A 7,198-nucleotide genomic window follows, 5' to 3' on the forward strand; every position below is an offset into this window, starting at 1 on the left:
TCATTATATCTAATTTGCACTGTTTCTCTGTAATATTACTGTTCTTTCACTCATCCAGCAGAAAATCTGCCAGAACCGGATTGCTCACATGGATTCCCTTTCTGGTAAAACGCCAGAACTCGCCGGTGTGTTCCAGTAAATCCATGTCTTTATATTTTGTCAGAACAGAACCATAAATATCCTCTATCCTGCAGCCAAAATTTCTTTCAAACTGTCTTTCTGAGATTCCTTCCGTCATACGCAGCCCCAGGAACATGAATTCTTCCATCTCATTGCTGCCGGAAAGCGTTGTGACATCCTCCCGGATTTTCTCCGGATCTGTACTGTCAGACAGGTACACTTTCATATCAGATGTATTGCTGAACCGCTGTCCCTGAAATAACGATGCTGCTCCCAGACCGACTCCCAGATATTCTGTACGCTGCCAGTATCCCTTGTTATGTCTGCACTCAAAGCCGTTACGGGCATAATTGGATATCTCATACTGATGGAATCCATATTTTCTCAGAATCTCTGCAGTATCCTCGTACATCTGGTATTCTTCATCTTCTGTCGGAAGAATCAGCTTCTTCCTGGCAAAAGGAGTTCCCTCCTCGATGATCAGACTGTAGGCAGAAATATGTTCCGGCAAAAGTTCTGCAACAGTTTCCAGATTATGCTTCCAGCTCTCGCAGGTCTGTCCCGGTATCGCAAACATCAGATCCACATTGATATTGTCAAATCCTGCTTCCCGCGCCCACTGACAACTCTGGAGAAATTCTTCATAGGTGTGGATCCTGCCAAGCATATCAAGTTCCTGCTGTACCGTGGACTGAAGTCCGAGACTGATTCTGTTGATACTGGCTTTACGGCAGAGCTTCATCTGCTCCAGACTGACTGTCCCCGGGTTCGCCTCCATTGTGATCTCCGCATCTTCGCTAAGAGCAAATGCCTGTCTTATCTCATCCATGATCCGGCAAAGCTGCTCCCCACTGAGCACAGATGGCGTTCCGCCGCCGATAAATACGGAGACAACCTCATATGATTCTTTCTGTGAGATGCTCCTGATCTCCCGGCACAGTGCATCTACATAGTTGTCCCGTGTCCTCTGGTCTGACGGCCCAGAAAGGAAATCACAGTACTGGCATTTACGGATGCAAAACGGAATGTGCACATATAATTCCAGTGGTGTCTTAGTATTCCTCACTGTAAGCATCCTCACTGTCATCATATTCAGAATCATCCTGACTGCTGTCGTCCTCTGAATATTCCTGGCTGTCTCCGCTGTCAGAAGAATCTCCTTCTGTATCTGAAGATGTGTTTGCATCCGCAGATGTACTATTTGCAGAATTCGCGACATCTGCTGCTGACGTACTGTCTGACACAACCGCTGCACCACTTGTGGTATTAGCCGATGTAGAACCGGCATTTTCATCAAGATAGCTGTTCACCATCGTTACACCTCCGCTTGAAACAACCGCAGCGGAATTTACCTGCTCCGGTGCAGTTGTCGGTGTCGGCTCTGGTGTAATGCTGATCTTGATAACTTCTTCCGTTTCAGGGTCAACTGCCTTCTTCTTACCGCATCCACAGCCCGCCAGAAGTGTACACATCAGAAGGACTGCTCCTGTCAGTAATAAACGTGATCTTATTTTTCTCATTCTCTGTTATCCTCCGATCTCCGGATGATCATTCATTGTTACTGTTTACCCCAGTTACAATAATTATTTATCATCCAGTTTCAGAACACTCATAAACGCTTTCTGTGGAATCTCTACGTTTCCTACCTGGCGCATACGCTTCTTACCTTCCTTCTGTTTCTCCAGAAGTTTCTTCTTACGGGAAATATCACCACCGTAACATTTGGCAAGTACGTCCTTACGCATGGCACGGACAGTCTCTCTGGCGATAACCTTGCTTCCGATCGCTGCCTGGATCGGGATCTCGAACAACTGTCTCGGAATCTCTTCTTTGAGTTTCTCGCACATTTTGCGTCCACGCTCATAAGCAGTATCTGCATGTATGATGAAAGAAAGCGCATCGACTTCTTCCTTATTAACTAGGATATCCAATTTGACCAGTTCACTGCGCTCATAGCCACAGAGTTCATAATCAAGAGAAGCATATCCTCTGGAACGGGATTTCAGTGCGTCAAAGAAATCATAGATAATCTCATTCAGAGGAAGCTTGTATTTCAGAAGTGCTCTCGTCTCTTCCATATATTCCATTCCGATATACTGACCACGGCGTTCCTGGCAGAGATCCATGATCGCACCGATAAACTCGGTTGTTACCATGATCTCGGCATTTACCATCGGCTCTTCCATATATTCAATCTCAGAAGGATCCGGAAGGTTGGATGGGTTGGTCAGTTCGATCATCTCTCCATTGGTCTTGTAGACCTTGTAGATAACTCCCGGTGCTGTCGTTACGAGGTCCAGATTATATTCTCTCTCAAGACGCTCCTGAATGATCTCAAGATGAAGAAGTCCAAGGAAACCACAGCGGAAACCAAAGCCGAGTGCTACGGATGTCTCCGGCTCAAAGAACAGAGAAGCGTCGTTTAACTGCAGCTTCTCAAGTGCATCTCTCAGATCACCATATCTGGCACCATCTGCCGGATAAAGTCCGCAGTAAACCATCGGCTGTACCTTCTTATATCCCGGAAGTGCCTCGGCACATGGTCTCTCATTATCTGTTACTGTATCACCAACTCTGGTATCTCCAAGGTTCTTGATACTTGCAGTGATATATCCAACCATACCTGCTGTCAGCTCATCACACGGAATAAACTGCCCTGCACCAAAATAACCTACTTCTACAACTTCCGTTGTAAATCCTGTTGCCATCATGCGGATCTGTGTACCTTTCTTTACACGGCCATCCAGCACACGGCAGAATACGATAACGCCCTTGTATGCATCGTAAATGGAGTCAAAGATCAGCGCCTTGAGCGGTGCATCCACATCCCCGTTCGGTGCCGGGATCTTCGTAACGATCTGCTCCAGAACTTCCTCTACATTCAGTCCTGTCTTGGCAGAAATCCTCGGTGCATCGTGTGCCTCGATTCCGATCACATCCTCGATCTCATTGACAACTCGATCCGGTTCTGCACTCGGAAGATCGATCTTGTTAATGACCGGAAGAACATCCAGATCATGGTCCAGTGCCAGATATACGTTCGCCAGTGTCTGTGCCTCGATTCCCTGTGCCGCATCCACGACAAGGATTGCGCCGTCACAGGCGGCAAGGCTTCTGGAAACCTCATAGTTAAAATCGACATGTCCTGGGGTATCGATCAGGTTGAAGATATATTCCTCCCCGTCACTCGCCTTGTACACGATACGGACTGCCTGGGATTTGATCGTGATACCACGCTCCCTCTCCAGTTCCATATTGTCAAGAACCTGTGACTGCATCTCACGCTCAGTCAGCGTACCAGTCATCTCAATAATTCGGTCAGCAAGCGTAGACTTGCCATGGTCTATATGTGCAATGATACAAAAATTACGGATTTTGCTCTGATCTATCATTCTTGGATGTGCTCCCTTCTATATATATGTGCTTCACGAAAATTCTCTATATCGTGGGTCATTATAGCATAGCCATTCGCGTTTCGTCCAGCCATTTAGCCCCTTATTCCCGCTCTGTTTCTATATTATTTCCATCTCCCCAGCGCCACCTAAGTTCCGACGCGCAAATTGAAATTCCCCTGTAATCTGGAAATTCTTCTTTTGATATGCCATCACAGTCACACCAGAATATTTTGCCGTCCTCCAATATCAGAGTTACTCCAAGGATTTCACAGGTATATTCTTCATCATACGGAAATAATTTCAGATACTCAATGCCCGAGAATTCCAGTTCGATTGTATTTCTTTCCACTTCCTGATGCTGAATAAAAACATTTACCTTTCGCTTATCATTGATCGGATACATTCCCAGATTTTCCCCAACATATGCACCACTGACATATCTCAGCTCCGTAAGACAAGTGTCATGAAAAAATCCTGCTTCTTCCAGCAAAGCAGTACGTGTTTTATCATCGATCACTTCATTCCACATATTTTGCCCTCGATTTATGGATTTGCTATTGTATATATCGGACACCACAGATTTCGTACAGAACGTATGTAGACCCTATATTTATTTCTTCTTTTCTACAATACATGACTTTCTTATAGATGTTATTAGTTTTAGTTGTCTTTACAGTATAGTATGTCCTGAAAAAAATCCTGTTTTCCTTTGTTATCTCACAATTTCCCAGTTTATATTGTTTCGGCAGTTTTTCACCGATGTTACACCAACCTATATGATATCGAAAATTTTTCCATGTCAGACGTTTGAGCCTTCTATGCACTGTACGAAACCCAGAAATATATTCCAGACATATAACAGGCACAATGCCATAAAACATTATAAGTGCCGGAGTGCCTTCAATATCTTTACCGAAGATGCATTCAATCCATAATAAAAGCGTCGCCGCCCCCAAACAGCATACCAATATCCAGACATCAATTACATTTGCCCTGCTAACAGGAATTACATTACCTTTATACAGTACTTTGTTACAGATAGATGATGTTCTTAGCTGATCTGGCAAATAATATTCGCCCAGTTGAACATGCTCTCGATGAATTCGCCTCACCCCATACAGTCCGCCAGAAAAGAAAAACAATATAAGACACTGTTCACTCAACACGTAGAGTTTTAACACCCAAAAAGCACCACACAACAGCAGACAAATCGTGGTTACCTTACTGTTCCTGTCAAACAATTCCTTATACAATTCTTCGTATTTCCTGGCCTTTTCTAACTGTTTCATACATTCTCCTTATCCATTCTTTATTAAGTATACTACACTTCCATTTTTCGAACAAGTGTTTTCTTTGGGCGAATATAGAAAAATCAGAGGCAGCAAAAAGTCGCCTCCGATTTATGCTCATTCTTCTTCCCTTGTAGTACTCAACTTTTGAACATTTTGTTCTTTTATTATAATACAAACCCGCCACCAGAACAAGTGTTTCTTCTCTTTATTTACAAGATTCTTTTGAGCATTTATGCTCAGCTCCACAATTCATCTCACTACCTGAAGAGGTAGGAGAATTCTTGCTAAGCTTTGTTAAAAAAGGGTATAAAAATGGAAGCGGCAGGGAAACCGCCTCCGATTTATGTACTTATTCCTGTGCAGATTCCGTTGGATAAAAAAGCTCCTTCCAGTCGACCTGAACCTCTTTGCCATCCAGTGTCAGTTTATAATTTTCCGGTACTTCTGCAAGATATCCATAATATGCACGATTTGGCAGTATATTGGATTCACCGGTACAATACGTCAGAAATTCTGTTTGCTCGGAATCAGCAACTGTTTTTTCATCACGATATCCCGAACTGTAATCCTGAACCACTATATATCTTCCCTGTTCATTCGCATACCAGTAAATAAAAATCGACAATCCCACTGACTGCGAATCTGCCGCACCACTTTCGAGGATCTGATCTAAATTCCCATACGGCATTTTCCATCGTCCATTTTTTTCTGAAAAAATCTCCAGCGAAATATCTGTAAGTCCCTCATATGGAGCCATAGCGGAGTGTTCTCCATAAACTACCTGTACCTTTTGATCTTTTATTCCATATACACGCATCGCCTGATTCAGAGTAGAAAATGTAATCATTTTCGCTCCATAATACACCACAAGTACCATAATTGACATAATAAACATAGTCAAAATACCTTTTCGCATACGTCTGTATCTTTTCTTTCTGGCTGCACGCATCGTAACTATCGCCGCTACAATATCTGCAAATGTTCCCCCAAACACTATAATACTTCCAAACACTCTCACTTCTATATCCTCCTTCGTACTCAAGTCAAAAATTCAAATGCCCATCCCCAGTCAAACAACAATTGTTCTTTGTTCACCATTATTTCGTAACTTTCCGGAACATCTTCTATATATCCGAAATACATTCTGTCTCTATTCTCACTGAGATTTGCACAAATTGTCTCAAAATGTGTTCCTTCAGAATCTGAAACACGCTTCTCTTCCTGATATGTGGTGCCGTGATCCATGACCGTTACGTATATGCCGCCGCTCATTCTATATCGTTCAAAAAAAATCGTATAGTCTTCTGTGTTTGGACAATCTGTCGAGTACTCTCTCTGTCCGGCAAATATATAATTCGACATTTTCCATTTCCCGTGTTCCTGCAAAAAAGCATCAAATACAATGGTTCCATCCTTTACTCGCGCCACAAGAGCAGAATCCTCTCCATAAACCACCTTTGCTCCACTTATATCCTCACCCTGAAATGCCATTGCCGCTTCCAGGGTGGAAAATGAAACAATCTGCATCGATATTCCCAACACAAGCCAGCATATAACACATATAATAATAACTCGATTATATTTTTTTACAGATATTCTTTTTTTCTTTTTTACGTAAATACGTACTATAAAGATTGCAATAATAACAATTTCCAAAACAAACTGTATGCTGTCTACAATAGGCTTTATGCTCATTATCCATTCTCCACCCAGCGCCACTTAAGCTCCGATGCACAAATTGAAATCCCCTTATAATCTGGAAACTCATCTTTTGATATACCGTCACAGTCACACCAGAATATCTTGCCGTCTTCCAATATCAGAGTTACTCCAAAGATTTCACAGGTATATTTTTCATCATATGGAAACAATTTCAGATACTCAATGCCCGAGAATTCCAGCTCAATTGTATTTTTCCCCTCTTCCTGACGCTGAATAAAAACATTTACCTTGCGCTTATCATTAATCGGATACATCGCCAGATCTTCATCAACATATGCCCCACTTATATATCTTAATTCTGTAAGACAGGCATCATGAAAAAATTCCACTTCTTCTAACAAATTAATAAGTGTTTTATCGTCTACTATCTTATTCCACATATTCTCCCTCATTCGAATATCATTATCAAAACCTTTTTCCGGTATTTTGTACACCATACCAAGTGGTACTGCAGAGAATACACATATCCTCTACCATATGAAAGTTCATTATTATTGATATTAAACATATTTTTATTGTACCATACGCAAGAAGAATTCACAAACATTTGTTCTTCTTATTTTTGTGACATGCTCCCACCACTTAAATCTCTGATTTTGAAGTGGGGGCTTCTTGCTCAATGGCTCTACTGAGCCAAGTATCTACAAGCTATCCTCGCGTGCCCCGCGA

Annotated in this window: 8 protein-coding genes and 1 pseudogene; all 9 read right to left on the reverse strand. The window is 42.4% G+C overall.

What is annotated here, in order from left to right; all coding sequences use genetic code 11:
* Nucleotides 1-46: 46 nt before the first annotated feature.
* Complete coding sequence (gene hemW, locus GT674_RS06625; protein WP_161284987.1) at nucleotides 47-1,195, reverse strand: radical SAM family heme chaperone HemW; 1,149 nt, start codon at nucleotides 1,193-1,195, stop codon at nucleotides 47-49.
* A complete protein-coding gene (locus GT674_RS06630; RefSeq protein WP_161284979.1) occupies nucleotides 1,173-1,640 on the reverse strand; it encodes a hypothetical protein in 468 nt (155 codons plus the stop codon). Before GT674_RS06630 ends, hemW begins: the two co-directional genes overlap by 23 nt.
* Nucleotides 1,641-1,703: 63 nt before the next feature.
* Nucleotides 1,704-3,512, reverse strand: a complete 1,809-nt coding sequence (gene lepA / locus GT674_RS06635; protein WP_161284980.1) for a translation elongation factor 4 — start codon at nucleotides 3,510-3,512, stop codon at nucleotides 1,704-1,706.
* Between the two features lie 103 nt (nucleotides 3,513-3,615).
* Nucleotides 3,616-4,044 carry a hypothetical protein gene (locus GT674_RS06640; RefSeq protein WP_161284981.1) on the reverse strand — a complete coding sequence of 143 codons (429 nt, stop codon included), beginning with the start codon at nucleotides 4,042-4,044 and terminating at the stop codon, nucleotides 3,616-3,618.
* Between the two features lie 25 nt (nucleotides 4,045-4,069).
* Entirely contained in the window at nucleotides 4,070-4,804 is a 735-nt protein-coding gene (locus GT674_RS06645) for a hypothetical protein (protein WP_161284982.1), read from the reverse strand.
* A gap of 352 nt (nucleotides 4,805-5,156) precedes the next feature.
* Entirely contained in the window at nucleotides 5,157-5,825 is a 669-nt protein-coding gene (locus GT674_RS06650) for a hypothetical protein (protein ID WP_161284983.1), read from the reverse strand.
* A 20-nt stretch (nucleotides 5,826-5,845) separates the two neighbouring features.
* A complete protein-coding gene (locus GT674_RS06655; RefSeq protein ID WP_161284984.1) occupies nucleotides 5,846-6,334 on the reverse strand; it encodes a hypothetical protein in 489 nt (162 codons plus the stop codon).
* Nucleotides 6,335-6,501: 167 nt separating this feature from the next.
* Nucleotides 6,502-6,909: a hypothetical protein gene (locus GT674_RS06660; RefSeq protein ID WP_161284985.1), complete on the reverse strand. Its 408-nt coding sequence runs from the start codon at nucleotides 6,907-6,909 to the stop codon at nucleotides 6,502-6,504.
* A 26-nt stretch (nucleotides 6,910-6,935) separates the two neighbouring features.
* Nucleotides 6,936-7,037, reverse strand: a pseudogene (locus GT674_RS17900) (transposase); the annotation flags it as partial.
* Between the last annotated feature and the right edge of the window lie 161 nt (nucleotides 7,038-7,198).

The sequence above is a fragment of the Blautia sp. BIOML-A1 genome, assembly GCF_009883055.1.
Lineage (GTDB): Bacteria > Bacillota > Clostridia > Lachnospirales > Lachnospiraceae > Blautia_A.